Annotated in this window: 1 protein-coding gene; it reads left to right on the top strand. The window is 47.9% G+C overall.

From position 1 onward, the window contains the following. Window positions 1-543 (top strand): FHIPEP family type III secretion protein (locus A3762_RS06255; protein WP_197469075.1); only part of this gene is annotated, 543 nt, incomplete at both ends.

The raw sequence follows: 543 nt of genomic DNA, 5'->3' as shown, positions 1-543 counted from the left end.
CTTATGAGCTATTGGGTCACGAAGAGGTTCAGCAATGGATTGATCAGTTGACGAAGCAGGCGCCAAAACTTGCTGAAGAATTAGTGCCAACCACTTTAAGTGTCTCCTTTCTATTAAAAGTACTTCAGAATCTATTGCAAGAAGATGTGCCAATTAAAGACATGCGTTCTATTGCTGAGGCTCTGATTAGTCGCGCACCCAAAGGCGCAGAGCCAGAAGTGTTGACCGAAGCTTGTCGGCAAGGCTTGAAGCGGATGATCGTGCAAACCCTGATTGAAGGTGAGGCGGAAATTCCTGTTATTACACTCGAGCCTGAATTGGAACAGCTATTGCTTAAGTCTGTACAGCAAGCACAGAAAACCGGCGGTGCCGATGATCTCGGAATGGTCTTGGAGCCCGGTATTGTGGAGAACTTGCAGCGTTCACTAGCAGATGTAACGCAGCGACAAGAAATGCTTGGAAACCCCGTAATACTTTTGGTTTCCGCGCCAGTCCGCCCAGCGATGGCTAAGTTCTCACGCTTTGTAAATGACAGTATTCGGG

The organism is Oleiphilus sp. HI0125 (assembly GCF_001635355.1).
This window is presented reverse-complemented; position numbering and strand designations above follow the sequence as displayed.